Origin of the sequence: Agromyces sp. MMS24-JH15, assembly GCF_043518605.1 — a bacterium.
GTDB lineage: Bacteria > Actinomycetota > Actinomycetes > Actinomycetales > Microbacteriaceae > Agromyces.
In genome coordinates this window covers 2958695-2982392 of sequence record NZ_CP171358.1, presented here as the reverse complement: position 1 = coordinate 2982392, position 23698 = coordinate 2958695, and the positions used below count along the sequence as shown (strand labels likewise).

At 69.8% G+C, this 23698-nt stretch carries 23 protein-coding genes and 1 pseudogene; 12 read left to right on the top strand and 12 right to left on the bottom strand.

Annotated features, from left to right (window positions below):
* Positions 1 to 92: 92 nt before the first annotated feature.
* From erpA to ACDF64_RS13610, 4 genes are all read left to right on the top strand, one after another.
* Positions 93 to 443 (top strand): iron-sulfur cluster insertion protein ErpA, encoded by a 351-nt coding sequence (gene erpA, locus ACDF64_RS13625; protein ID WP_394551903.1) that lies wholly within the window; start codon positions 93 to 95, stop codon positions 441 to 443.
* 199 nt (positions 444 to 642) lie between these two features.
* Entirely contained in the window at positions 643 to 1545 is a 903-nt protein-coding gene (gene coxB / locus ACDF64_RS13620; protein ID WP_394551902.1) for a cytochrome c oxidase subunit II, read from the top strand.
* Positions 1542 to 3275, top strand: coding sequence for a cytochrome c oxidase subunit I (gene ctaD, locus ACDF64_RS13615; protein ID WP_394551901.1), 1734 nt, complete (start codon positions 1542 to 1544; stop codon positions 3273 to 3275). Before coxB ends, ctaD begins: the two co-directional genes overlap by 4 nt.
* Complete coding sequence (locus ACDF64_RS13610) at positions 3276 to 3698, top strand: cytochrome c oxidase subunit 4 (protein WP_394551900.1); 423 nt, start codon at positions 3276 to 3278, stop codon at positions 3696 to 3698.
* Positions 3699 to 3780: 82 nt separating this feature from the next.
* On the opposite strand, the gene ACDF64_RS13605 is transcribed toward ACDF64_RS13610, so the two are convergent.
* From ACDF64_RS13605 to ACDF64_RS13585, 5 genes are read right to left on the bottom strand one after another with little or no spacing between them, the layout of a single operon-like run.
* Positions 3781 to 4698: a putative RNA methyltransferase gene (locus ACDF64_RS13605; RefSeq protein WP_394551899.1), complete on the bottom strand. Its 918-nt coding sequence runs from the start codon at positions 4696 to 4698 to the stop codon at positions 3781 to 3783.
* 38 nt (positions 4699 to 4736) lie between these two features.
* On the bottom strand, positions 4737 to 6350 hold the full coding sequence (locus ACDF64_RS13600; protein ID WP_394551898.1) for a cytochrome bc complex cytochrome b subunit: 1614 nt from the start codon (positions 6348 to 6350) through the stop codon (positions 4737 to 4739).
* Complete coding sequence (locus ACDF64_RS13595) at positions 6347 to 7417, bottom strand: Rieske 2Fe-2S domain-containing protein (RefSeq protein ID WP_394551897.1); 1071 nt, start codon at positions 7415 to 7417, stop codon at positions 6347 to 6349. The genes ACDF64_RS13600 and ACDF64_RS13595 overlap by 4 nt, the downstream gene beginning before the upstream one ends.
* Positions 7418 to 7451: 34 nt before the next feature.
* The gene (locus ACDF64_RS13590; RefSeq protein WP_394551896.1) at positions 7452 to 8243 is read right to left on the bottom strand and encodes a cytochrome c; all 792 of its coding nucleotides are present in this window, start codon (positions 8241 to 8243) and stop codon (positions 7452 to 7454) included.
* 43 nt (positions 8244 to 8286) lie between these two features.
* Entirely contained in the window at positions 8287 to 8916 is a 630-nt protein-coding gene (locus ACDF64_RS13585) for a heme-copper oxidase subunit III (protein ID WP_394551895.1), read from the bottom strand.
* Between the two features lie 138 nt (positions 8917 to 9054).
* On the opposite strand from ACDF64_RS13585, the gene trpD reads away from it, so the two are divergent.
* A complete protein-coding gene (gene trpD, locus ACDF64_RS13580) occupies positions 9055 to 10107 on the top strand; it encodes an anthranilate phosphoribosyltransferase (RefSeq protein ID WP_394551894.1) in 1053 nt (350 codons plus the stop codon).
* Between the two features lie 71 nt (positions 10108 to 10178).
* Here the strand turns inward: trpD and glpK are convergent, their stop codons facing one another.
* Together glpK and ACDF64_RS13570 are read right to left on the bottom strand one after the other, a co-directional pair.
* Positions 10179 to 11693, bottom strand: a complete 1515-nt coding sequence (gene glpK / locus ACDF64_RS13575; protein ID WP_394551892.1) for a glycerol kinase GlpK — start codon at positions 11691 to 11693, stop codon at positions 10179 to 10181.
* Positions 11694 to 11844: 151 nt separating this feature from the next.
* Positions 11845 to 12618 (bottom strand): MIP/aquaporin family protein, encoded by a 774-nt coding sequence (locus ACDF64_RS13570; RefSeq protein ID WP_394551891.1) that lies wholly within the window; start codon positions 12616 to 12618, stop codon positions 11845 to 11847.
* 218 nt (positions 12619 to 12836) lie between these two features.
* Here ACDF64_RS13570 and dhaK point away from each other — a divergent pair.
* The 3 genes and pseudogenes from dhaK (at position 12837) to dhaM (ending at position 15187) form a co-directional block, all read left to right on the top strand.
* A pseudogene (gene dhaK, locus ACDF64_RS13565) lies at positions 12837 to 13836 on the top strand (dihydroxyacetone kinase subunit DhaK).
* Positions 13824 to 14477, top strand: a complete 654-nt coding sequence (dhaL, locus tag ACDF64_RS13560) for a dihydroxyacetone kinase subunit DhaL (RefSeq protein ID WP_394551890.1) — start codon at positions 13824 to 13826, stop codon at positions 14475 to 14477. The pseudogene dhaK and the gene dhaL overlap by 13 nt, the downstream one beginning before the upstream one ends.
* Positions 14478 to 14479: 2 nt before the next feature.
* On the top strand, positions 14480 to 15187 hold the full coding sequence (gene dhaM / locus ACDF64_RS13555) for a dihydroxyacetone kinase phosphoryl donor subunit DhaM (protein ID WP_394555146.1): 708 nt from the start codon (positions 14480 to 14482) through the stop codon (positions 15185 to 15187).
* A 19-nt stretch (positions 15188 to 15206) separates the two neighbouring features.
* On the opposite strand, the gene ACDF64_RS13550 is transcribed toward dhaM, so the two are convergent.
* Positions 15207 to 15971, bottom strand: a complete 765-nt coding sequence (locus tag ACDF64_RS13550) for an SDR family NAD(P)-dependent oxidoreductase (RefSeq protein ID WP_394551889.1) — start codon at positions 15969 to 15971, stop codon at positions 15207 to 15209.
* Between the two features lie 67 nt (positions 15972 to 16038).
* On the opposite strand from ACDF64_RS13550, the gene ACDF64_RS13545 reads away from it, so the two are divergent.
* From ACDF64_RS13545 to ACDF64_RS13535, 3 genes are all read left to right on the top strand, one after another.
* Positions 16039 to 16380, top strand: a complete 342-nt coding sequence (locus ACDF64_RS13545) for a hypothetical protein (protein WP_394551888.1) — start codon at positions 16039 to 16041, stop codon at positions 16378 to 16380.
* Between the two features lie 166 nt (positions 16381 to 16546).
* Positions 16547 to 18904: a glycoside hydrolase family 5 protein gene (locus tag ACDF64_RS13540; protein ID WP_394551887.1), complete on the top strand. Its 2358-nt coding sequence runs from the start codon at positions 16547 to 16549 to the stop codon at positions 18902 to 18904.
* 177 nt (positions 18905 to 19081) lie between these two features.
* The gene (locus ACDF64_RS13535) at positions 19082 to 20032 is read left to right on the top strand and encodes a patatin-like phospholipase family protein (RefSeq protein ID WP_394551886.1); all 951 of its coding nucleotides are present in this window, start codon (positions 19082 to 19084) and stop codon (positions 20030 to 20032) included.
* A 13-nt stretch (positions 20033 to 20045) separates the two neighbouring features.
* On the opposite strand, the gene ACDF64_RS13530 is transcribed toward ACDF64_RS13535, so the two are convergent.
* Positions 20046 to 20912, bottom strand: coding sequence for a GyrI-like domain-containing protein (locus ACDF64_RS13530; protein WP_394551885.1), 867 nt, complete (start codon positions 20910 to 20912; stop codon positions 20046 to 20048).
* Between the two features lie 161 nt (positions 20913 to 21073).
* Positions 21074 to 21877: an MBL fold metallo-hydrolase gene (locus tag ACDF64_RS13525; RefSeq protein ID WP_394551884.1), complete on the bottom strand. Its 804-nt coding sequence runs from the start codon at positions 21875 to 21877 to the stop codon at positions 21074 to 21076.
* Between the two features lie 170 nt (positions 21878 to 22047).
* Here ACDF64_RS13525 and ACDF64_RS13520 point away from each other — a divergent pair, with 170 nt between their 5' ends.
* Positions 22048 to 22275 (top strand): RNA-binding S4 domain-containing protein, encoded by a 228-nt coding sequence (locus ACDF64_RS13520; protein ID WP_394551883.1) that lies wholly within the window; start codon positions 22048 to 22050, stop codon positions 22273 to 22275.
* A gap of 89 nt (positions 22276 to 22364) precedes the next feature.
* On the opposite strand, the gene ACDF64_RS13515 is transcribed toward ACDF64_RS13520, so the two are convergent.
* Together ACDF64_RS13515 and ACDF64_RS13510 are read right to left on the bottom strand one after the other, a co-directional pair.
* On the bottom strand, positions 22365 to 22637 hold the full coding sequence (locus ACDF64_RS13515; protein ID WP_394551882.1) for a DUF1905 domain-containing protein: 273 nt from the start codon (positions 22635 to 22637) through the stop codon (positions 22365 to 22367).
* A 340-nt stretch (positions 22638 to 22977) separates the two neighbouring features.
* Complete coding sequence (locus tag ACDF64_RS13510) at positions 22978 to 23676, bottom strand: phosphotransferase (protein ID WP_394551881.1); 699 nt, start codon at positions 23674 to 23676, stop codon at positions 22978 to 22980.
* Positions 23677 to 23698: the final 22 nt, after the last annotated feature.

The following is a 23698-nucleotide window of genomic DNA, read 5'->3' as shown; positions in this document are numbered from 1 at the left end:
GGGATCCGCGTTCCCTGCCGATCCCCAGCCGACCGGGCTCGCGGTGGGCGTAGACTGGCGGCAACGACCTGTATGCCGAGGCGAGGAGCGAGATGGGCGAGACGATCACGGAGACCGGGCATGGTGTGCTGCTCACGGACACCGCCGCCGACAAGGTCCGCAGCCTGCTGACGCAGGAGGGGCGGGACGACCTGCGGCTCCGAGTCGCCGTCCAGCCGGGCGGATGCTCCGGCCTGATCTACCAGCTCTACTTCGACGAGCGGATGCTCGACGGCGATGCCGTCGTGGACTTCAGCGGCGTCGAGGTCGTGGTCGACCAGATGAGCGTCCCGTACCTCGACGGCGCCTCGATCGACTTCGAGGACACGATCCAGAAGCAGGGGTTCACGATCGACAACCCGAACGCGCAGGGCAGCTGCGCCTGCGGCGACTCGTTCCACTGAGTCGCACGACGCATCACCCATGAAGGGAGCCGCTCGATGCGGCTCCCTTCGTCGTTTCCACCGGTCGGGGGCGGTTTCACCCGCGGATTGGGCGCTCCGGGGGCCGCGCGGTGCACAACCGGGCCCACGAGTCGGAGTAGGCTAGGCACGATCCTGCACTTCGCTGAGAAGTGCCTTCGAGTCTCCCGAAAGGTCACCGGTGCGCCACAATCGCCGTCTCCGATGGGCTGCAGTTCCGATCGCAGCGACACTCAGTCTCGTCCTCGCCGGTTGCACGCAGGCCCAGCTCCACGGCTTCCTCCCCGGTTTCCAGGAGGGCGAGGCTCCGGTCACGAACCACACCGAGCGGGTTTCCGGTCTCTGGGTGACTTCGTGGATCGTGCTGCTCATCGTCGGTGTCATCACCTGGGGCCTCACGATCTGGGCGGTCATCGCCTACCGTCGTCGCCGCGGCCAGACGGGCCTGCCGGTCCAGCTCCGCTACAACATGCCGATCGAGGTCTTCTACACGATCGTGCCGCTCATCCTCATCGTGGGCTTCTTCGCCTTCACGGCGCGCGACCAGGCCGAGATCGAGACGCGGTTCGCCGCCGACGACGTCGACGTCCAGGTCGAGGTCATCGCCAAGCAGTGGGCGTGGGACTTCAACTACGTCAAGGAGGACGTCTACTCGCCCGGCATCCAGGGTCAGCTCGACCCCGCCGACGCGAACGGCGCGCTCGTCGAGTCGGAGCTGCCGACGCTCTACCTGCCGGTCGGCGCGAACGTCGAGATCGAACTCGAGTCGCGCGACGTGATCCACTCGTTCTGGGTCGTGGACTTCCTCTACAAGAAGGACATGTTCCCCGGCAAGACCAACTACATGTCGTTCACGCCGACGCGTGAGGGCACGTACGCCGGCAAGTGCGCCGAGCTCTGCGGCGAGTACCACTCGCTCATGCTCTTCAACGTGAAGGTCGTCTCGCAGGACGAGTACGACGCCTACATCGAGTCGCTGCGCGACGCCGGCCAGGAAGGCCAGCTGTCCAACGAGTACGACCGCAACCAGAACCTGCCCGGTGCAGGGGAGCCCCAGCTGAAAGAGGAGACCGAGGCCGAATGAGCACCACCGCAGCACCGGCTCGTCCCCAGTCGAGCCTTCCGCTCGGCGCTTCGAAAGTCGAGCGCAAGGGGAACGTCCTCGTCCGCTGGATCACCTCCACGGATCACAAGGTCATCGGGTACCTGTACCTGATCACCTCGTTCATCTACTTCTGCATCGGCGGCGTGATGGCGCTGATCATCCGTGCGCAGCTGTTCGAGCCGGGCCTCGAGCTCCTCTCGACGCGCGAGCAGTACAACCAGCTGTTCACGATGCACGGCACGATCATGCTGCTCATGTTCGCGACGCCGCTCTTCGCCGGGTTCGCGAACGTGCTCATGCCGCTGCAGATCGGAGCGCCCGACGTCGCCTTCCCGCGACTGAACGCGTTCGCGTACTGGCTGTTCAACTTCGGTTCGCTGATGGCCGTCGCCGGCTTCTTCACGCCGCAGGGCGCCGCCTCCTTCGGATGGTTCGCCTACCAGCCGCTCGCGTCGACGACGTTCACGCCGGGCCTCGGCGGCAACCTCTGGATGCTCGGCCTCGGCCTCTCCGGCTTCGGCACGATCCTCGGCGCGGTGAACTTCATCACGACGATCATCACGATGCGCGCGCCCGGCATGACCATGTTCCGGATGCCGATCTTCACGTGGAACGTGCTCGTGACCTCGATCCTCGTGCTCATGGCCTTCCCGGTGCTCGCCGCCGCGATCCTGGCCGCCGGTGCGGACCGCATCTTCAACGCGCACATCTACGACCCCGCCAACGGCGGCGTCATCCTGTGGCAGCACCTGTTCTGGTTCTTCGGCCATCCCGAGGTGTACATCATCGCCCTGCCGTTCTTCGGCATCGTCTCCGAGATCTTCCCGGTGTTCAGCCGGAAGCCGATCTTCGGGTACAAGACGCTGATCTACGCGACCATCGCCATCGCGGCGCTCTCGGTCACGGTGTGGGCGCACCACATGTACGTCACCGGCTCGGTCCTGCTGCCGTTCTTCGCGCTCATGACCATGCTCATCGCGGTCCCGACGGGCGTGAAGATCTTCAACTGGATCGGCACGATGTGGCGCGGTTCGATCACGTTCGACACGCCGATCGTGTGGGCCCTCGGCTTCCTCATCACGTTCGTGTTCGGCGGTCTCACCGGCGTCATCCTGGCCTCGCCGCCGCTCGACTTCCACGTGTCCGACACGTACTTCGTCGTCGCCCACTTCCACTACGTGGTGTTCGGCACGGTCGTGTTCGCGATGTTCGCGGGCTTCTACTTCTGGTGGCCCAAGTGGACCGGCAAGATGCTGAACGAGAAGCTCGGCATGTGGCACTTCTGGCTGCTGTTCATCGGCTTCCACACGACCTTCCTCGTCCAGCACTGGCTCGGCGTCGTGGGCATGCCGCGTCGGTACTTCTCGTACCTGCCCGAGGATGACATCACCTGGATGAACCAGCTGTCGACGATCGGCGCGTTCATCCTCGCGATCTCGCTCATCCCGTTCTTCCTGAACGTGTACATCACCGCGCGGCGTGCGCCGAAGGTCACGGTCAACGACCCGTGGGGCTACGGGCGCTCGCTCGAGTGGGCCACGAGCTGCCCGCCGCCGCGGCACAACTTCACGTCCATCCCGCGCATCCGCTCGGAGGCGCCGGCGTTCGACCTGAACCACCCCGAAGCGGGTATTCCGGTCGGCATCGGCCCGGCGAAGGACGCGCCCGAGGCGCCCGTGGTCGACGCGGAGACGAAGGAAGTCAAGTAAATGCGCGCGAACATCATCCTCTTCTGGATCCTGTCCGTCTTCTTCGCTCTGGCGGCGGCGGTCTACGCCTTCTGGACCACCATGGACGGCCAGGACTACGGCCCCGAGTGGGTCGGCATCGTCGGCGTCGCCCTCGCCGCCGTCCTGAGCGCGTTCATCGCGTTCTACCTCGGTCGGGTGCACGCGGCCCAGGGCGGAGCGCTGCCCGAGGACCGTCTGGACGCGAACATCGACGACGGCGACCCCGAGCTCGGCTTCTTCAGCCCGTGGAGCTGGTGGCCGATCGTCCTGGCTGCGGCCGCGGCGCTCGCGTTCCTCGGTCTCGCGATCGGGTTCTGGATCGCCTTCATCGCGATCCCGCTCGTCGTGATCGCCCTCGTCGGCTGGGTGTACGAGTACTACCGCGGGAACTTCGCCCGCTGATCGCACGACGCCGAAGGGGCCTCCGGGACATGTTCCCGGAGGCCCCTTCGTCGTCGGCGCGCCGCGCGGCGGCGAGGGCCGCTCAGGCCCGGGAGAAGGCGAGCACGTCCACGCTGACGGTGACGGTGACGGTCACTGCCGATGCAGCGTCACCAGCGGGCTCCGACGGCCCCCCACGGTCGTCGACGCGGTGATGGTGGGCCGAGGGCCCCATGCCGATCAGCTGGGCGCGGAGCGAGGCATCCACCGGCGCCTGATAGTCGACGGCGAGCCGCTCGACGAGGTCGAGCTCCTGCGGGGCGAACGAGCCGATCACTTGGTCGGCCTTGCCTTCGGGGACGTCGAGCATCGCGCCCGCCGCTCGCAGCTCCTGCAGGTGGCGTTCGGTGGGCACCACGACGACGAGGCGCCCGTGGGGCGCGAGGAGACGCGCGAACTCGGGCGGGTTCCGGGGGGCGAACACATCGAGGATCACGTCGGCGACGCCGTCGCGGAGGGGGAGGGGTCGCCAGAGGTCCAGGACCACGCCGCTCGCCCGGCCGGTTCGCCCGTCGAGGGCGCGGAGGCTGAACTTCACGGCGTCGGGTGAGCGATCCGCGAGCAGCACCCGAGCGTCGGGATGCCTCGCCGCGACGGCGTGCGCGTAGTAGCCGGTGCCGCAGCCGAGGTCGGCGATCGAGGGGGGATGCGGGGTGCGCGGAGCCGGACCCGAGGGACTCGTCCGCGACCCGCCGTCGGCCACGAGCGCCGGCCCGGCGAGACCAGCCACCGCATCGGCGATCCGGGCGAAGGTCCCGCCGGCGAGCATCGCGTCGCGCGCCTCGAGCATCGACCGGTCGTCGCCGATCGTGCGCGGCGCACGCGGCGGAAGGAGCGTGACGTAGCCCTGCTTCGCCTCGTCGAACCGGTGGCCGTTCGCGCACCCGAGCGTTCGCTCGCCGGACGCATCGAGGTCGAGAAGACAGTTCGGGCACCGGAACCAGGTCGAATCGACCTTCATGTTCCGGTGCCCGAACGTTCCGTCAGACGGTGCGAGCGTCAGTGGTGCTCGCCGTGGTGGTGCGATGCCTCGAGCTCGCCCTTGGTGACCGGCGTGATCCGGTCCTCGAAGAACCACCGCGAGAGTGCGGCACGGACGTGCTGGCCGGCGGTGATCTTGCCGCGCGCGTTCGGGCGGATCATCAGGGGCTGGTAGCTCTCGAAGCTCACCAGACGCCACCGCTCGTACTCGTCGAGGGGCTGGTGCACCTCGATGAACTCGCCGCCCGGGAGCTTGACGATGCGGCCCGACTCGTAGCCGTGCAGCACGATCTCGCGGTCCTTCTTCTGCAGCGCGATGGCGACGCGCTTCGCGATGAAGAAGGCGATGAACGGGCCGATGATGACCACGGCCTGCAGGGCGTGGATGACGCCCTCCATGGTCAGCCTGAAGTGGGTGGCCAGGATGTCCGAACTCGCCGCTGCCCAGAGGCCCGCGTAGAACGTGACGCCTGCGGCGCCGATCCCGGTGCGGGTCGGGTTGTTGCGCGGGCGGTCCGCGATGTGGTGTTCGCGCTTGTCGCCCGTGATCCACGCTTCGAGGAACGGGTAGATGAGCACGAGCACGATGAAGATGCCGATGGCGATGAGCGGCACGAGGATGTTGAACGACCAGGTGCGGTCGAGCCACACGATCTCCCAGCCCGGCGGGATGAGGCGCAGCGCGCCGTCCGCGAAGCCGATGTACCAGTCCGGCTGCGTGCCCGCGGACACCGGCGACGGGTCGTAGGGGCCGTAGTTCCAGATCGGGTTGATCGTGAACATCGAGGCGATGAGCGCGAGCACGCCGAAGATGATGAAGAAGAACCCGCCGGCCTTGGCCGCGTAGACCGGGAGGATGGGCGGGCCGACCGCGTTCAGCTGCGACTTGCCGGGCCCGGCGTACTGGGTGTGCTTGTGCACGACCACGAACACGAGGTGCAGCGCCACGAGTGCGACGACGAGCGCCGGGAGCAGCAGGATGTGCAGCGTGTACAGGCGGCCGACGATGGTCGAGCCCGGGAACTCGCCGCCGAAGAGCAGGAACGAGATCCAGGTGCCGACCACCGGGATGCCCTTGATCAGGCCGTCGATGATCCGGAGGCCGTTGCCCGAGAGCAGGTCGTCCGGAAGCGAGTACCCCGTGAAGCCCTCGCCCATCGCGAGGATGAACAGGATGAAGCCGATCACCCAGTTGAACTCGCGCGGCTTGCGGAAGGCACCCGTGAAGTAGATCCGCAGCATGTGCAGGCCGATGCCGGCGACGAACATGAGCGCCGCCCAGTGGTGCATCTGGCGCACGAACAGGCCACCGCGCAGGTCGAACGAGATGTCGAGGGTCGACGCCATCGCGACCGACATCTCGACGCCCTTGAGCGGGACGTACGAGCCGTCGTAGTGGACCTCGGCCATCGACGCCTGGAAGAAGAACGTCAGGAACGTGCCCGAGATGAGGATGACGACGAAGCTGAAGAGCGCGACCTCACCCAGCAGGAACGACCAGTGGTCGGGGAACGCCTTCCGGCCGAGCTCCTTGACGAAGCCGGCGATGCTCGTCCGCTCGTTGACATAGACCGACGCGGCAGCCGTGAACGACCGCTTCTGCGGAGCGCTGGTGGTTGATGCGGTGCTCAATGACGCTCCCAGAAGCTCGGGCCGACGGGTTCGGTGAAGTCGCTCTGCGCGATGAGGTAGCCCTCGTCGTCGACCGCGATCGGCAGCTGCGGCAGCGGCCGGGCGGCCGGCCCGAAGATGACCTCGCAGTGGTTCGCCACGTCGAACTGCGACTGGTGGCAGGGGCAGAGCAGGTGGTGCGTGTGCTGCTCGTAGAGCGCCACGGGGCATCCGACGTGGGTGCAGATCTTGGAGTACGCGACGATGCCGTCGTAGGACCAGGACTCGCGCTCGGGGAGCTCGTTGAGCTCGTCCGGGTTGAGACGCATGAGGAGCACGGCCGCCTTGGCCTTCTCCTCGAGCCTGCCGTGCTCGAGGTCCTGCAGGCCCTCGGGGATCACGTGGAACGCGCTGCCGATCGTGATGTCGGACGCCTTGATCGGCGCGCCAGAAGGGTCGAGTGCGAGCCTCGTGCCCTTCTTCCACATCGTGTGGCTGAGAAGCTCGACCGGGAGCTGGTCCTGCGGAGCGAGGCCGCGGAACAGGACCACCGCGGGCAGCGGGAAGACCAGGAGCGCGCCGATGAGGCTGTTCCGGATGACCGACCGCCGGCTGAACCCGGACTCGCGATCCGAGTCGGCGAACACCTGGGCTGCGGCCGCCTGCGTCTCGGGCGACCCGCCGATGGGGTGGCGCTCGTCTGCGAGTTCGACCTCGCTCATGACGGCCTTGCCCCAGTGGACGGCGCCGAAGCCGATGCCGAGCAGCGCGAGCGTCGCACCGAGGCCGATGAACATGTTGTTCAGGCGCACGTCGCCGACGTTGTTCGACTCCATCGGGAACAGCATGTAGGCGGCGATCGCCCAGACGCTGCCGAGGATGGAGAGGTAGAAGAGCGTGTAGACCGTGCGCTGGGCGCGCTTCTCGCGCTTCGGGTTCTCGTCGGTCACGCGCGGCCGGTGGGCCGGGAATCCGGGATTCTCGAAGCCGTCGGCGACGATGACCGCCGTTCCCGGCGAGTGGGTCGGCTCGGCGTGCGACGAGTCGGCAGCGGTGATCTCCGCGCCGCTGTGGTCGTCCTGGGCCATGGTTCTCCTTCTTGAGCTTCTTCGTTGCCGGGCGCTAGTTGGACTTCGCCGTGATCCACACCGTGATCGCGACGACGGCGCCGAGGCCGAAGATCCAGATGAACAGGCCCTCGGCCACCGGGCCGAGCGAGCCGAGTTCGAATCCGCCGGGGGAGCGGTTGTCCTGCACGTACTTGAGGTACGTGATGATGTCGCGCTTGTCCTCGGGGGAGATGTTCAGGTCGTTGAAGACCGGCATGTTCTGCGGGCCGGTGACCATGGCCTCGTAGATGTGCACACCCGTGGTCTCGGTCAGCGCCGGGGCGTACTTGCCCTCGGTGAGCGCGCCGCCCGCGCCGGCCACGTTGTGGCACATCGCGCAGTTGATGCGGAACAGCTCGGCGCCGTTCGCGGCGTCACCGCCGCCGTTGGCGAGGTGGTCGTCGGGGATGTCCGGGCCGGGCCCGAGGGACGCGACGTAGTAGGCGAGCTGCTTGACCTGGTCGTCGGTGAACTGCACCGGCTTGACCGGGGCCTGCGGGCCCTGCGCCTGCATGGGCATACGGCCCGTGCCGACCTGGAAGTCGACCGCGGCAGCGCCGACGCCGATGAGGCTCGGGCCGGTCGCGGTGCCCTCGGCATCGAGACCGTGGCACGTGGCGCAGTTCGCCTGGAAGAGCTTCTTGCCCTCGTCGATCGTCTCCTGCGACGTCGGATCGGCCTCGGCCTGCGCGGTCCCGGTGCTGATCGCCGCGTAGGCGCCGCCGGTGAAGACCAGGCCGAGAGCGAGCAGTGCGACGGTCGCGAGCGGGTGCCGGCGTCCGGTGCGTCGCTTCGGTCGGTTCATGGGCTTCTTCCTGTTGGGGGTCATGCTGTGCTGGCGCTCCGGGCTACTTGAGGACGTAGATGACAAGGAACAGTCCGATCCAGACGACGTCGACGAAGTGCCAGTAGTAGGACACGACGATCGCGCTCGTCGCCTCCTTGTGGCCGAAGTTCTTCACCGCGAACACGCGCCCGATGACCAGGAGGAACGCGATGAGGCCACCCGTGACGTGGAGGCCGTGGAAGCCGGTCGTGAGGTAGAACGCCGAGCCGTACGAGTTCGAATCGATCGCGATGCCCTCGGAGACGAGCGACGCGTACTCCCAGATCTGGCCGGCGACGAACATCGCTCCCATCACGTAGGTGAGGAAGAACCACTCGGTCAGGCCCCACTGCGTGGGCTTCCAGCCGGTGGCGTAGGGCTGCATCCGCTCGGCGGCGAAGACGCCGAACTGGCAGGTGAAGCTCGAGGCGACGAGGATGATCGTGTTCGTCAGCGAGAACGGGAAGTTCAGGCGGTTCGCCTCGAACTCCCAGAGGTCGGGCGACATCGACCGGAGCGTGAAGTAGATGGCGAAGAGGCCCGCGAAGAACATCACCTCGCTGCCCAGCCAGACGATGGTGCCAACCGCTACCGTGTTGGGACGCTTGATCAGGGGCGCGCTCGCCTGATGGGTCAATGAGGTGCTCGTCACGCTCCCATTATGGTGGAAACGGCGGCTGAGTTTTCGTCACTCTTGCCGTGGCGGCCCCGATCGGACCGAAGGTCAGCCTCGACAGCGCTGAGGAGGCGCCGGGAATCCGCCGTGAATCGCGCGGATAGGATCGTCGCCATGACTGCTCAGCGCACCTGGCCCGCGATCATCACCGCCCTCCTGGCGGACGAGGACCTCAGCGTGTCGGACGCCTCCTGGTGCATGGAGCAGGTCATGACGGGCGCCGCGACGGAGGCCCAGCTCGCGGGATTCCTGATCGCCCTCCGCCGCAAGGGCGAGACGGTCGACGAGATCGTCGGCTTCCGCGATGCGATCCTCGAGCACGCGCTCCCGCTGCGCGTCGATCCGATGGCGCTGGACATCGTCGGCACGGGCGGCGACCGGTTCGGCACGGTCAACGTGTCGACGATGGCGTCCGTGATCGCGGCGGCGGCCGGAGTCCCGGTCCTGAAGCACGGGAACAAGGCCGCGAGTTCGGCATCGGGCTCCTCCGACGTGCTCGCCGCGCTCGGGATCGACCTGTCGCTCCCGCCCGAGCGGGTCGCCGAGGTCTTCTCGGAGGTCGGCGTGTCGTTCGCGTTCGCGGCCGCGTTCCACCCGGGATTCCGGCACGCCGGCCCCGTACGCGCCCAGCTCGGCGTGCCGACCGTCTTCAACTTCCTCGGTCCGCTCTGCAACCCGGCCCGGCCGGAGGCATCCGCCGTGGGCGTCGCGCAGCTCGACCGGGTCCCGCTCATCGTCGGCGTCTTCCAGACCCGCGGCGCGACCGCGCTCGTCTTCCGAGGCGACGACGGGCTCGACGAGCTCAGCACGACCGGGCACAGCCACCTCTGGGAGGTCTCGGGCGGCACGGTCAAGGAGCACGACCTCGACCCGCGCGACCTCGGCCTGCCGCGTGCCGCGATCGAGGACCTCCAGGGCGGGGACGCGGCCCACAACGCGGCGATCGTGCGCGAGGTGCTCGCCGGCGCACGCGGTCCGGTGCGCGACATCGTGGTGCTGAACGCGGCGGCCGGCCTCGTGTCGTTCGACCTCGCGAAGGACCCGGGCCAGTTCCAGCGGGCCATCCTCGACCGGTTCCGCGACAAGCTCGCGATCGCCGAGGAGGCCATCGACAGCGGCGCGGCCGCGCGCAAGCTCGACGAGTGGGTCGCGGCGACGTGCGCCTGAACGGGCGCTGACGACGAAGGATGCCCCGTGCGAGGTCCGCACGGGGCATCCTTCGTCGTGGTCCGGACGACTCAGCGGACGTCCTCGTCGACCCAGTCGAGGGTCTTCTGGACCGCCTTCTTCCACAGGCGGATCTGGCGGGCACGCTCGGCCGGGTCCATCTTCGGCTCCCAGCGCTGGTCCTCCTGCCAGTTCGCGCGCAGCTCGTCGAGGCCTCCCCAGAAGCCGACCGCGAGGCCCGCGGCGTACGCCGCGCCGAGCGCGGTGGTCTCCGCGACCACCGGCCGGACGACCGGCACGCCGAGGATGTCGGCCTGGAACTGCATGAGCGTGTTGTTCGCGATCATGCCGCCGTCGACCTTCAGCTCGGTCAGCTCGACCCCCGAGTCCGCGTTCACCGCGTCGAGGACCTCGCGCGTCTGGAACGCGGTCGCCTCGAGCGCCGCACGCGCGATGTGGCCCTTGTTGACGTAGCGCGTGAGGCCGACGAGCGCGCCGCGCGCATCGGGCCGCCAGTACGGCGCGAAGAGGCCCGAGAACGCCGGCACGAAGTAGGCGCCGCCGTTGTCCTCGACCGTCTTGGCGAGTTCCTCGATCTCCGGCGCGCTCGAGATGAGCCCGATGTTGTCGCGCAGCCACTGGACGAGCGAGCCCGTGACCGCGATCGACCCCTCGAGCGCGTAGTGCGCCGGCTCGTCGCCGAGCTTGTAGCCGAGGGTCGTGAGCAGTCCGTTCTTCGAGTGCACGATCTCCGTGTCGGTGTTGAAGATCAGGAAGTTGCCCGTGCCGTACGTGTTCTTCGACTCGCCGGCGTCGAACGCCGCTTGGCCGAAGGTCGCCGCCTGCTGGTCGCCGAGGATGCCCGCGACGGGCACCTCGCGGAGGAGGCTCGACGGACCGACCGTGCCGAAGACGCCCGACGAGCTCTTGATCTCGGGGAGCATCGACTTCGGCACGCCGAACGCCTCGAGGATGTCGTCGCGCCAGCTCAGCGTCTCGAGGTCCATGAAGAGCGTGCGGCTCGCGTTCGTGACATCCGTCGCGTGCACGCCGCCGTCCACGCCGCCGGTGAGGTTCCACAGGACCCAGCAGTCCGTCGTGCCGAAGAGGAGGTCGCCCGCCTCGGCGCGCTCGCGCGCCCCCTCGACGTTCTCGAGGATCCAGACGATCTTCGTGCCCGAGAAGTAGGTCGCGAGCGGGAGCCCGACGTCCTGCTTGAAGCGCTCGACGCCGCCGTCGGCCGCGAGGCGGTCGACGATCGGCTGCGTGCGGGTGTCCTGCCAGACGATCGCGTTGTAGACGGGTTCGCCGGTGTTCTTGTCCCAGACCACCGCGGTCTCGCGCTGGTTGGTGATGCCGACCGCGGCGATGTCGTGCCTCGTCAGGTCGGCCTTGCTGAGCGCGCTGCCGATGACCTCGCGGGTGTTCCGCCAGATCTCCATCGGGTCGTGCTCGACCCAGCCGGGCTTCGGGAAGATCTGCTCGTGCTCGAACTGCCCGAGCGAGACGATCGAGCCGTGCCGGTCGAAGATGATCGCGCGCGTGCTCGTGGTGCCCTGGTCGATCGCCAGGATGTAGTCGGCCATGCCGTCCTCTCTATCCCCGGCCGTCGACGTCGACGGCCGGTGTCACTGGTCGTCGCCCGGGTAGGCGGCGACGTGGGGGAGATCGGGTTCCGGGTTCGGATCCGGGGAAAACGGAGAGGGGCCGGCCCAGCAGGACCGACCCCTCGCAACCTCATCCGAGGATGGGGAGCAGCGGGATCGCCGCCCAACCGGCGAGCAGGCCGCCGATGATGGGGCCGACGACCGGCACCCAGGAGTAGCTCCAGTCCGAGCCTCCCTTGCCCTTGATCGGGAGGATCGCGTGGGCGATGCGGGGGCCGAGGTCACGGGCCGGGTTGATCGCGTACCCCGTGGGACCACCGAGCGAGGCGCCGATGCCGACCACCAGCAGGGCCACCGGGAGCGCGCCGAGGCTGGCGAGGCCGGAGGCGTCGCCCTGACGGCCGAAGCCGATCACGACGAACACGAGTACGAAGGTGCCGATGATCTCCGTGACCAGGTTCCACGCGTAGGAGCGGATCGCCGGACCGGTGGAGAACACGCCCAGCTTGGAGCCGGGCTCGGGCTCGGCGTCGAAGTGCTGCTTGTAGGCGAGCCAGCAGAAGATCGCGCCCAGGAAGGCGCCGAGCAACTGCGCGCCGATGTAGGTGAGCACCGTGAGGCCGTCGACCGGGACCGAGGTCCCCATCGCGGCGTTGCCGAACTCCGTGACGCCGTTCGCGACCAGTCCCAGCGTGACCGCCGGGTTGAGGTGCGCCCCCGATGCGTAGGCGACGATGACACCGGCGAAGACCGCGAGGCCCCAGCCGAAGTTCACCATCAGGAACCCGCCGTTGAAGCCCTTCGTCTTCGTCAGCACGACGTTCGCCACCACACCGGTACCCAGGAGCACGAGCATCGCCGTGCCGATGAGCTCGGCCAGGAACACCACCCCGAGATTGTCCACGTTGACCTTCCCATCCTCTCGCAATGCCTGACGGCCGCGCCCCCAGGCGGATTTGACCACACCCTACTCGCCACCGGGGCCGTCGGAACAGGCCGCGCCGGAAAACCCCCCGAAGGGCCTACCGGGCCGTCGTGCACGGGGCGTAGGTTGAACGGAGGTGCTGCATCAGGGCCGATGCATGTGGCGCGGCCCGTGGACAGCCGAGGGGAAGGATGTCCGTGAAGAAGATCATCAACGACCCGAAGCGGGTCGTCGACGAATCGGTCGCAGGATTCGCGGCGGCGCACGCCGACCTCGTGCGGGCCGAGTACGACCCGATCTTCGTGGTCCGGGCCGATGCGCCGGTGGCCGGCAAGGTCGGCCTCGTCAGCGGTGGCGGCAGCGGGCACGAGCCGCTGCACGCCGGCTACGTCGGCTACGGCATGCTCGACGCCGCCGTGCCGGGCGCGGTGTTCACGTCGCCCACGCCGGACCCGATCCTCGCGGCCACGAAGGCCGTCGACGGCGGCGCCGGCGTGCTGCACATCGTCAAGAACTACACGGGCGACGTGCTCAACTTCGAGACCGCGGCCGACCTCGCGGCCGCCGACGGCATCGAGGTGCGCGCGATCGTCACGAACGACGACGTCGCGGTCAAGGACTCGCTTTACACGGCCGGGCGCCGCGGCGTCGCCGGCACCGTGCTCGTGGAGAAGATCGCGGGCGCCGCAGCGCAGCGGGGGGACACGCTGGACCAGGTCGCCGAGATCGCCGAGCGCGTGAATGCGAACGCCAGGTCGATGGGCATGGCGCTCACCCCCTGCATCGTCCCGCACGCCGGCGAGCCCAGCTTCGACCTCCCCGAGGACGAGTACGAACTCGGCATCGGCATCCACGGCGAGCCCGGGCGCGAGCGGCGCAAGCTCGAGCCCGCGGACGCGATCGTGGACCGCATGCTCGCGCCGATCGTCGAGGACCTGCCGTTCGCCTCGGGCGACCGCGTGCTGCTGTTCGTCAACGGCATGGGGGACGCCCGCGGTCGAGCTCTACATCGCGTACCGACGTGCGGCCGAGTCGCTCGCCGCACAGGGCATCGAGGTCGCGCGCTCGCTCGTCGGCAACTACATCACCTCGCTCGAGATGCAGGGCTTCTCGCTCACGCTGTTGAAGCTCGACGACGAGTTCGTCGAGCTCTGGGATGCCCCGGTGCAGACGCCGGCGCTCCGGTGGGGTCGGTGACCGTGGCGGGACTCGGCACCGACTGGGCCGTCGCCTGGGTGCGCGCGAGCGCCGAGGTCATCGAGGAGAACCGGGTCGAGCTCATCCACCTGGACCGCGACATCGGGGACGGCGATCACGGCGAGAACATGGACCGCGGCTTCCAGGCGGTCCTCGGCAAGCTCGACGGGCTCGCCGAGGACGCCACGCCCGCGGACGTGCTCAAGCTCGTGGCGACCACGCTGATCTCGACGGTCGGCGGCGCGGCCGGGCCGCTGTACGGCACGGCCTACCTGAAGGCGGCGGTCGCGGTGACGGGCGACGCCGAGCTCGGCTCGGATGACGTCGTGACGCTGCTCCGGGCGGCGCGCGACGGCATCGTGTCGCGTGGCAAGGCGGAGATCGGCGACAAGACGATGGTCGACGCGTGGACGCCCGCGGTCGACGCCGCGGAGGCCGCGGCCGCGTCGGGCGCGGAGCCGTCGGCGGTGCTCCGCGCGGCCGCGGATGCCGCGGCCGCGGGTGCCGTGCGGACCGAGCCCCTCGTCGCCCGGAAGGGACGCGCGAGCTACCTCGGCGAACGCTCGGCGGGCCATCGGGACCCGGGTGCCCAGTCGACCTCCCTGCTCCTGGCCGCCGCGGCGACCACGGCGGGGGCGTGACGATGCCGGGGAAGGTCGGGATCGTCTTCGTCTCGCATTCCGAACTGATCGCGCGCGGGCTCGTCGACCTCGCGGGCCAGATGGCTCCGGGGGTCGCGCTCGTCGCGGCGGGCGGCACGGACGACGGTCGCATCGGCACGAGCTTCGACCGGGTGAGCGCGGCGATCACCGAGGCGGATTCCGGAGCGGGGGTCGCGGTGCTCTGCGACCTCGGCTCCGCGATCCTCACCGCGGAGACCGCGCTCGACTTCCTCGACGACGACGTGCGCGCCCGCGTCCGCATCGTCGACGCACCGCTCGTGGAGGGCGGCGTCGCCGCTGCGGTGGCCGCCGAGGCGGGGGATCCGCTCGAAGCCGTCGTCGCGGCGGCCGGGACCGCTGCGGGCAGCGCCGACGCCGACGCCGACGCCGACGCTGCCGGCGACGGTGCGGAGACGACCGCGGACGTGGCATCCGACCTGCGGCGCGTCGTCACGCTCGTGAACCCGTCGGGACTGCACGCGCGGCCGGCCGCCGACCTCGTGAAACTCGCGAGCACGTTCGGCCAGCCGATCACCGTGAACGGGGTCGACGCGAAGAGCCTGCTCGCGATCATGGCGCTCGGACTCACGAAGGGCGACGACGTCGTGATCGCATCGACCGATCCCGCCGCCGCCGACGCGGTCGCGGCCGTCGCGGCGCTCGCGGAGTCCGGCTTCGGGGAGGTCTGACCGGGATCCGGGTCGTCGGTCAGTTGCCGCCGGCGATCCGGATGTCGGCGCCCGTGGTGTACGAGGCATCCTCCGACAGCAGGTACGCGACGGCACCCGCGATCTCGTGCGGGTAGCCGGCGCGGCCCATCGGGATGCGGGCGGCTCGTTCCTGCGGAGCGTTCGGCCGCCCGGCCGCGGCGTGGATCTCGGTGAACGTGGTGCCGGGGGACACCGTGTTCACGCGCACGCCCTCGGCGGCGAACTCCTTGGCCGCGCCCGTGGTCAACGCGTTCAGCGCGGCCTTGCTCATCGCGTAGGGGATGTACGTGTGCGCCGACCCGTTCGTCGCCGCGCCCGACGAGATGTTGACGATCGCGCCGCCGGCGCCGCCGAGCGCGGTCGACATGTGCGCGATCGCCGCGCGCGTGAGCACGATGGGCGCGAGCACGTTGATGCGGAAGACGAGGTCGGTCTCCTCGATCGGCGCCTCGAGGAACGGGCCGATCCGCCCGGTGATGCCGGCGTTGTTCACGAGTCCCGTCACCGTGCCGAACGCCGCGATCGCTGCCGGCACCACGAGCGCCGCCTGGTCGAGGTCGGCGAGTTCGGCGCGGAAGAGTTCGACCCTGGCGCCGAGTTCCCGGCATCGCTCGGCGACGGCGGCCGCGTCGAGCGCGCGGTCGCGATAGGTGAGGAAGAGGTCGTGACCGTCTTCAGCGAGCCGTTCGGCGATCGCCGCGCCGATCCCGCGGCTGCCGCCCGTGATGATCGTGACGGGTCGGCTGGGGGCATCCGTGCTCATCCGGCCAGCCTACGACGCGCGGCCGGCACGCTGGCGGTGCCGGGGGAGTGGGCGTAGCCTGTCCGCCATGGCACGCGAGGAGGCGGGCCGCCCGAGTGACGGCAACGCATACACGAGGTTCTTCGACCGGATCGACCAGGCCCTGGAGCCGATCTTCGGCGCCCCGCCCACCGTCCACGACACCGAGGTCATCGACCCGGAAGCCCAGCGGGCGCGGCCGTGCCCGGTGTGCGGACACCCCATCTCCGAGCACTACATCGACGAGTCGACGTCCAACGTGCTGCTCGAGTGCCCGACGGACGAGCGCCTGCCGGAGCGGGAGGTCCGCGGGCCGTACAACGAACTCGGGATGCCCGCGACGGGCCGTCGCCTCGAACGGTACGAACAGGGTCGCGCCGCCGCAGACTGATTCCTCGTGTGCGGGCGGCCGCGGTGCCGCCGACCGCCGGTTCCACCCCCAGCGGACACCCAGTTCGGGGGTGTTCGTGAACGCCGCGCGGCCATTGGATTGACTTGGCGCGGGCGATCGCAGAGGCTGTGCTCGCCCGCCCCGAGCCCAGTCACGATGGAGTGCCATGACGTCGCTTCGCCGCCCGATCGTCACGCTGTCCGCACTCGGCATGCTCGTGGCGATCCAGGCGGTCCTCGACCCCACCGGCCTGCTCGCGCTCGTGGGCTGGTCCGGCGCCCAGCCGGGGCTCGCCGCCGGGATCTGGCCGTTCGCCCCGTACGCGGTCTTCGTCCCCGTGCTGCTCGGTACCGCCTGGTGGGTCGCGCGCCGCGCCGGCGACCGCTACTGGACCCTCGTGGCCGGCCTGGTGCTCGCCATCCTGCTCGCGCAGGCCGCCGCGTGCCTCGTCATGACGTGGGATCTCGCCCACTCCGCCTGGGCTGCGGGGTACGTCACCGCGAAGGCCGTGCCCGCCGCGCTCGTCGTCGCGGCGTTCGCGCGGTGGTTCGGCGGCCCCTCGACGCGCGACCTGCGCGAACCGGGGTCGCCGTGGGCCGTCTGGCTGCCGGCCGGGATGTTCGCCGTGGTCACGCCGTTCATCGCGGGCATGTGGTGGACGAGCGCCGCGTTCGCGCCCGGCGTCCCCGTGGCGCGACCCGATCGCGGAGCGGTCGCCGTGCTCGTCGCGATGCTGCTCATCGCGGGCCTGACCGCGCTGTGCCTGCGCTGGATGCGCCGTCGCATCGTGGGAGTCCTCGGCGGATGGCTCGCCGCGCTCGTCGCCGGCGGCGCCGCGGGCGTGGTCCAGGCGGTCGTCGCCGCGATCGTCGACGGCGGATTCCGCGGCGACCTGTGGCCGCTGATGACCCTGTACATCGCGATCGCCGACGGGCTGTCGTTCGGCGCGTGCGTCGGATGGCTCGTGGGCGTCGGGGCCGTCGCGGCCGAGCGCGTGCTCGCGGGTCGGTCCGTCCGGGTGCTCCGCATCGCGGGCGCGACGACGGCCGTCGCGGCGGTACTCGTGGCCGTCGGCCTGCCCGTGGTCGGCTCGGCGTCGGCGTCGGCGTCATCGGCCGAGGCGCGGGCCGAGGCATCCGTTCCCGAGGGGTTCCTGCGCGCCGATGGGCGCGTGATCACCGACGGCCGCGGCAACCAGGTGCTGCTGCGCGGCGTGAACGTGAACCAGCTCGTCGACTTCTACCGCCCGCAGGCCGTCGTCGACGACACGCGCCCGCTCACGGAGGAGGACTTCGCCGGGATCGCGGCGCAGGGCTTCGACGTGGTCCGCCTCAACCTGTCGTGGTCGGCGCTCGAACCCGCGCGCGGCGAGCTCGCCGCGGCGTACCTCGAGCAGATCGACGACGCGGTCGACTGGGCGAAGGCCCACGACGTGTACGTCGTGCTCGACATGCACCAGGACTCGTGGTTCAAGGGCGCCACGGAGGAGGGGACCGCGTGCCGGGCCGGGACGGACCCGATGTGGGGCTACGACGGCGCGCCCGCGTGGGCGACCATCACCGACGGCGCGCCCCGATGCCAGTTCCAGGGGCGCGACATCTCGCCGGCCGGCGACCGCGCGTTCCAGCACTTCTACTTCGACACCGACGGCGTGCGCAGCGCCCTCGCCGACACCTGGGGTCGCCTCGCCGAGCGGTATCGCGACGAGCCGGTCGTCGCGGGCTTCGACCTGATGAACGAGCCCGGATTCGGCGAGACCGCGCCCATCACGACCTCGTACCTGCTCGGCCGCTTCTACGACGACGCGATCCGGGAGATCCGGGCCGCGGGCGCCCCGCAGATCGTGTTCATCGAGCCGAGCATCCTGTGGTCGGGTCTCGGATTCGACAGCGGACCGCCCGCCGACTTCACGGCGGACCGGAACATCGCGTTCTCGCCGCACCTGTACGCCGAGTCGCTCACGATGGACCGCTCGCTCGGGATCCCGCCGATCGTGGGCATGGAACGCCAGTTCGACCTCGCGGAGCGGGTGGCGGATGCCTACGACGCGCCGCTCTGGTCGGGCGAGTACGGCTACTGGGGCGACCAGGCGGACGTCGACGCGCGACTCGCCCGGTACGCCGTCATCGAGGACGAGCACCGGCTCGGCAGCGCCTACTGGGTGTGGAAGCAGGCCTGCGGCGACCCGCAGAACGGCATCGGGCCGACTGGGAACGGGCTCATGGTGCAGAACTGCGAGTCCGGCGGGGATGCGCCGCCGCGCGACGACCTGCTGCAGATCCTGAGCCGCGCGTACCCGCGGTCGGCGCCGGGCGCACTCACGGCCCTCAGCGCCGACGGCGCGACGATCGAGCTCGCGGGCACGACCGAGGCGCGCAGCTGCGGACTCGAGGTGTGGCTCCCGGGCGACGCGGAGCCCGAGGTGACGGTGGCCGGGATCACGGACCTCGAGCTCGGCGAGGTGACCGGTGGATGGATCGCCACGGGATGCGCCGACGGCGAGTACTCGCTCAGCGCGGGGTAGCGCCGCTCGCCGCGGAGGCGGCCCCGGCCCGATAGACTCGGGACGAACGTGACACGATCCGAGGAGGTGAGCCCGATGCACGCACTGTCCACTCCGGGCGCCCCTTCGAGTTCACGATCACGCGACTGACGTAGCCGTCGCGAGGGAGCGCCGTTCCACGCTCAGAAAGCTCCGACGATGCATCCTTCATCTCTGCACGACCCTCGTACCTCCTCCGAACTCCCGGCCGTTCCCGCTCGGACCGCATTGGTCCTCGGCGGCGGGGGATCCGCCGGCAACGCCTGGCTCATCGGCGTGATCGCCGGCCTGTCCGACGGCGGGCTGGACGTGACCCGACCCGACCTGATGATCGGGACCTCGGCCGGATCGACCGCGGCGGCCCAGCTCACGGGCGCCGCCCCCGCGACACTGCTCGCCGACATCCTCGACGCCCCGCCGCTGCCGCCGCGCACCGGGCCGGCCGGGCCGGCCGGGCCGCCGCAGACCGGGCCGGCCCGGCCCACGCTGACGTCCGACCACCTCGCACGATTGCAGGCGACGATCGCCGTCGCGTCGGACGCGGCCGACCTGCGACGCCGGATGGGCGTGGTGCTCTCCGCGGACGCGGCGTCGAGCGCCGCGGCGCAGTCGCGGTGGCGCACCACGGTCGCCGCGCGGTTCCCCGGCGGCCGTTGGCCGCAGCACCGACTGCTCATCACGGCGGTCGACGCCGCCTCGGGTGAACCGGTCGTGTTCGACGGCGACAGCGGCGTCGACCTGGTGGACGCGGTCGCCGCGAGCTGCGCGGGCGGCTTCGCGTACCGGATCGGCGAGCACGCCTACATCGACGGCGGCTATCGGCTGAACGCCGACAACGCCGACCTCGCGACCGGGTGCGCGCGCGTGCTCGTGCTGTCGCCGCTCGGCGGCCGAGCGCTGACCCCGGTGGAGTGGGGCACGCACCTGGCGACCCAGGTCGATGGCCTGCGCGCACAGGGCAGCGAGGTCGAGACGGTCTTCCCGGACGACGACTCGCGTGCCGCGTTCGGCGACAACATGATGAACCCGGCGGCGCGACCGCCGGCCGCACGGGCCGGGTACGACCAGGGATCGGCCCTCGCCGAGCAGCTCGCCGGATTCTGGAGCTGATCGGGGGAAGTCCCTACCCGCGCTCCACCGGCAGCCACAGTTCGCAGGTCGCCGTGCTGAAGTCGGGGGAGCGATCGAGCACCGCGACGATGGATGGCCCGGGCCGCAGCCGCCACGGGTTTGACGGGAACCAGTCGGTCGCCGTCGCCGCCCACGTCTCCTGCAGGGCCGCCGGGTAGGCGCCGGAGATCCGGAACACGGCCCAGCTTCCGGCGGGGACCTCGATCACGTCGAGGTCCTCCGGCGTCGCCGTCCCCTCGCGGACGGCGACGCCGTGGAGGTAGGTCAGCTCGCTGCCCTCCCCGTAGTCGGGATCGACGTCGGCGCTCACCTGGAGGAGGCCCTCTGGCTCGGTGTTCGAGATCGCCTTGAGTCGGGCGTGCTCGGCCTGGGGGAGCGAGGCGATGTGCGCCTGGATGTGCGGATTGACGCCGTGGTGGATGAGCGGCACGCGTGCGGCGTGGCCGACGAGCCGGAACGACGGTCGTGCTGCGATGCGGGTGTCCATCGGGGTATTCCCTTCTACGGTCAGGCGGAACCTGAGCTGCGGTTGCGTGCGAAGGGGGCCGCCGTCTCGACGGACGTCGGCGGGACCGACACCGTGCACCGCACGGAACGCCCGGCCGAACGCCTCGGTGGAGCCGTAGCCGAAGCGCACCGCGATGCCCAACAGGTCCTCGTCGCCGAGCAGGTCGGCGGCCGCCACGGTCATGCGACGACGCCGGATGTATTCCGACAGCGGCATGCCGGCGAGCGACGAGAACATCCGGCGGGCGTGGTAGTCGGTGGTGCCGAGGCCGCTCGCGAGTTCGGAGATGTCGATCTCCTCGGTGAGGTGGCCTTCGATGTACTCGACGACGCGGTTGAGCAGGGCGATCACGGTTCCTCCTTCACCGACAGCCTCGTCGTCGGCATGTCGGCTCGCCCGATCATCGCGGTTCGATTCGATCGTGCGGCATTCGAGCGTCGGATGCGTCGGATGCGTATCCGGTCGTGCCCCGCCCGGGAAATGGACTGAGTGGATGACTCGTTCCGGCCGGCCTACGTGCGCTGCTCGAGCCGCTCGACCTGCCAGTCGTGCACATCGGAGAGCCATTCCAGCGGCGCGCCCGGGCCGATCCTGGGGTCGTCGAGTTCGACGCCGTCGCGGAGTGCCCGTACGTACGATCGGTCCAGGTCGATGCGCGCTCGCACCTGCTCGGCGTCGCCGACCGAGCCGTGACCGGGGATGACGGCGACGACGTGGTCGGCGACCTCGTTGAACAGGTCGAGCGCGGCGAGGTAGTCATCGAGCGGATCCGCGGCCTCGAGGTCGAGGAACGGCATCAGGATGTCGGACAGCATGTCGCCCGCGACGAGGACGCCGCGCTCCTCGATCAGGAGCGCCGCATGCCCGGGCGCGTGGGCCCGATGCTCGAGGATGCGGATCTCGGGGCCGTCCCACGGGATCCGCGACGTGCCCGGTGGCAGCCCGGTGACGAGCCCGAGGAGGTCCATCGGGATGTCGTCGGCGTACTCGGGGGGCAGTCCCTCGGCGACGAGCGCCTTCCAGTCGGGCTTCGCGAGCAGCTCCTGCAAGGATGCCGCGCAGCGCGCCGTTCCGTAGCGGGGGACCTCCCCGAAGTCGGCGTGCCAGAGCACATGGTCCCAGTCGGGATGCGTCGAGAAGCCGGCCACGACGGGTCGTCCGGAATCGCGAAGCTCGCTCGCGAGTCCGGCCAGCTCGGCGCGCGTGATGCCGGGATCGATGAGCAGCACGCCGGACGGGCCCTCCACGACGACGGCGTTGCTCTGGATGAACTCGCTCTCGTGCACGAGGACACCTTCGGCGACCTGCTTGAGCATTGCGGCCCCTTCCGCGTGCGGTCTGCACCGTTCCGTTCGCGAGGGTAGTACGAGTGATTGCGAATCGCAAGCACTAATCTCGGGGTCGGAACCGCACCGACGGGGGAGCCCTCGGAACGCGTGCCGCCGGACGAGGATGATCACCGGCCCGATTCGGCTAGCATTCGGGCATGACGACCCCGGCTCCGATCGACGACGTCCCGATCGGCGGCGACGTCATTCGCCTCGGTCAGTTCCTCAAGTTCGCCGGAGTCCTCGACTCCGGGGGAGACGTGAAGGAGGCGATCATCGACGGCCTGGTGCTCGTGAACGGCGAGGTAGATCGCCGTCGCGGACGGCAACTGCGGCCCGGCGACATCGTCACCTTCGAGGGACGCAGGTTCCGCGTCGGTACGTAGCGGTGCTGACGCCGGACTCGGACCGCGGTCACACGGACGAGTCCCAAGCAGTGAGCTGGGTATCCGACGCGGATGCCTGCACGGATCTCCTAGCGGGGCGCCACCGCAACTCGAACGATGTCGCCTATTTCCTTGCCGAGTTGTTTGCGCACCTTCGCGCTGAGCGAGATCATGTGGCCGCCGCTGCCCGTGACCATCGCGCCGACGTTTTCCAGCCGGATCCCGTCGATCTCCGCGTCGACACGGACCGACTTGCGGGTGCCGAAGAAATCGAGTGAGTTGGGAATTTCGATGCAGGACCAGATTTCACCCTTGATATCGACTCCGATCGTCGCATCGAAACGCAGGTCAGCCTGTGACATGGGCTCACCTTACCGATTTCGTGACGCTGCACTTGCGCCACCACATTCGACGTCGTGATGGACTTCCTGACTGGCCGATCACCCACGAGCCGCGGAGCATTCAGGAACAGTCGTATCGGCTCCTGCAGGTCGCTCGGGGGATCTCTGAGCCACCGGGAACGCAGTGCGGGGCGGGCCTTCGGGATTACAATCCGACATAATGTGCATTATCGGCGTTACGCGGAAGTGGCGCGCCAGCGGGATCAGGCGCCCGAAACCCAGGCCCGCGAGGCGTGAATGCCCAGCCGTTCCGGCCATTCACGATCGGCACGCATGATCGTCGCTCGAGCACGCGGTCGCATCATGCAGACGTCTCACGGCGGAGCGTCTGCGCATCCCGCCGGTACATCGCCGCGTGCTCGAGCAGGTCGCGACGGCCGGTCTCGTCGGCGCGGTCGCGCGTGAACGCCTCCAGCTCGCCGAGGTACGCGACGATCGCCTCGCGGACCGCGTCGGGCGAGGCATCCGAGCCGTAGGCGTCCAGCAGCAGCTCGAGGCGACGGTCGCGGTCCGGCGCGGATGCCTCGGGCGAGTCGGATGCGTACGGCACGAGCTTGTATGCGAGGTAGGCGAGATCGCGCAACCGCGGACCCGGCGCCGCGAAGTCGAAGTCGATCGCGCCGACGAGCTCGCCGTCTCGGACGATCAGGTTGTACGTCGCGAAGTCGTTGTGGCAGATCACCTCGGCCGGTTCGCGTGTCGGCGATCGCCAGGTGAGCGCGGCGCCCACGAGCGCGACGCCGGCGTCGTGGATGCCCCGGAGCATCGCTCCCGCTGCGCGGAGCACGTCCGTGGACCACAGGATCTCGGGCGCTGCGCCGGCGAGGTTCTCGCCGTCGATGAATGAGAGCACCTCCCGGCCCTCCTCGTCGAGCCCGAGCGGTTCGGGCACGCCGTCGAGACCAGCCGCCCGAAGTTCGGCGAGCAGCAGCTGGACGGCCGGCGTCCACTCCCCCGACGGCCGTCGAACCGTCGCGTCGATACGGAGAACTTCCCCCATATTTCCGCCCGACAATCGCTCC

What these genes read in the sequence shown, in the direction of transcription:
- erpA (WP_394551903.1), top strand. Translation starts at nt 93, where the DNA reads ATGGGCGAGACGATCACGGAGACCGGGCATGGTGTGCTGCTCACGGAC.
- ctaD (WP_394551901.1), top strand. Translation starts at nt 1,542, where the DNA reads ATGAGCACCACCGCAGCACCGGCTCGTCCCCAGTCGAGCCTTCCGCTC.
- ACDF64_RS13610 (WP_394551900.1), top strand. Translation starts at nt 3,276, where the DNA reads ATGCGCGCGAACATCATCCTCTTCTGGATCCTGTCCGTCTTCTTCGCT.
- ACDF64_RS13605 (WP_394551899.1), bottom strand. Translation starts at nt 4,698, where the DNA reads ATGAAGGTCGATTCGACCTGGTTCCGGTGCCCGAACTGTCTTCTCGAC.
- ACDF64_RS13595 (WP_394551897.1), bottom strand. Translation starts at nt 7,417, where the DNA reads ATGGCCCAGGACGACCACAGCGGCGCGGAGATCACCGCTGCCGACTCG.
- ACDF64_RS13590 (WP_394551896.1), bottom strand. Translation starts at nt 8,243, where the DNA reads ATGAACCGACCGAAGCGACGCACCGGACGCCGGCACCCGCTCGCGACC.
- trpD (WP_394551894.1), top strand. Translation starts at nt 9,055, where the DNA reads ATGACTGCTCAGCGCACCTGGCCCGCGATCATCACCGCCCTCCTGGCG.
- glpK (WP_394551892.1), bottom strand. Translation starts at nt 11,693, where the DNA reads ATGGCCGACTACATCCTGGCGATCGACCAGGGCACCACGAGCACGCGC.
- dhaM (WP_394555146.1), top strand. Translation starts at nt 14,480, where the DNA reads ATGCCGGGGAAGGTCGGGATCGTCTTCGTCTCGCATTCCGAACTGATC.
- ACDF64_RS13550 (WP_394551889.1), bottom strand. Translation starts at nt 15,971, where the DNA reads ATGAGCACGGATGCCCCCAGCCGACCCGTCACGATCATCACGGGCGGC.
- ACDF64_RS13545 (WP_394551888.1), top strand. Translation starts at nt 16,039, where the DNA reads ATGGCACGCGAGGAGGCGGGCCGCCCGAGTGACGGCAACGCATACACG.
- ACDF64_RS13540 (WP_394551887.1), top strand. Translation starts at nt 16,547, where the DNA reads ATGACGTCGCTTCGCCGCCCGATCGTCACGCTGTCCGCACTCGGCATG.
- ACDF64_RS13535 (WP_394551886.1), top strand. Translation starts at nt 19,082, where the DNA reads ATGCATCCTTCATCTCTGCACGACCCTCGTACCTCCTCCGAACTCCCG.
- ACDF64_RS13525 (WP_394551884.1), bottom strand. Translation starts at nt 21,877, where the DNA reads ATGCTCAAGCAGGTCGCCGAAGGTGTCCTCGTGCACGAGAGCGAGTTC.
- ACDF64_RS13520 (WP_394551883.1), top strand. Translation starts at nt 22,048, where the DNA reads ATGACGACCCCGGCTCCGATCGACGACGTCCCGATCGGCGGCGACGTC.
- ACDF64_RS13515 (WP_394551882.1), bottom strand. Translation starts at nt 22,637, where the DNA reads ATGTCACAGGCTGACCTGCGTTTCGATGCGACGATCGGAGTCGATATC.
- ACDF64_RS13510 (WP_394551881.1), bottom strand. Translation starts at nt 23,676, where the DNA reads ATGGGGGAAGTTCTCCGTATCGACGCGACGGTTCGACGGCCGTCGGGG.